This window comes from Photobacterium alginatilyticum, assembly GCF_009910675.1.
Classification (GTDB): domain Bacteria; phylum Pseudomonadota; class Gammaproteobacteria; order Enterobacterales; family Vibrionaceae; genus Photobacterium; species Photobacterium alginatilyticum.
Genome location: NZ_RSEJ01000178.1, coordinates 1 through 681 on the forward strand (window position 1 = coordinate 1; position 681 = coordinate 681).

General features: G+C 32.9%; 2 protein-coding genes. Both read left to right on the top strand.

The features are described from left to right. A partial coding sequence (locus EIZ48_RS31570; protein ID WP_205298647.1) for a hypothetical protein occupies positions 1-190 on the top strand: 190 nt, incomplete at its 5' end. Between the two features lie 353 nt (positions 191-543). Beyond that, positions 544-681 (top strand): 30S ribosomal protein S16 (rpsP, locus tag EIZ48_RS31575; RefSeq protein WP_160658782.1); only part of this gene is annotated, 138 nt, incomplete at its 3' end.

Below are 681 nucleotides of genomic sequence, written 5' to 3' on the forward strand. Positions count from 1 at the left end.
ATATGAGAAKCAACCCTTTCTATCTATAACTATCTATAATTCTTTATTAGAAAAAAATCGCAAAAAAAGGTATGTTGCTGCCATTTTGAAAGGATTAAGAATTGCCGAAGTTATGTCTAAACCCAATGATTTAAAACAAAGATTAAAAGGATCCCAAAACAAGAAAAGATCTTTTCCATTGTTTCCATAATTGGACCATAATAAAAATTCAAATAGATTTGAAACGAAAGAAACAAAAAAGGCGATTTAAAGACCACTCAAGAAATGAAATGCTTAAGCTTAACTATTTTACTTTGAGCCGTTTGAGAGTTATCTAAYTTGAGTTATGAGTACAAATGGTTTTTTTAAGGAAGTAACAAAAAAAGGGGGAGTTAAACCAGAATCCAATTGATTTAACCATTTTCTAGCCCCATTTATGATTGTATGTAATAAGTMGTAAGTAGAACTTAGAATCATTTTTAMCGAGCCGTACGMGGAGAAAACTTCCTATACGTTTCGAGGGGGGGTTCTTTTTTACATCTATCCCAATGAGCCGTCTATCGAATCGTTGCAATTGATGTTCGGTCCCGAAGAGAAGGACGAGATCTTCGGAAAGTGGGTTTTTATGATCCGATAAAGAATCAAACTTATTTAAATGTTYCTGCTATTYTATATTTCCTTGAGAAAGGTGCTCAACCTACA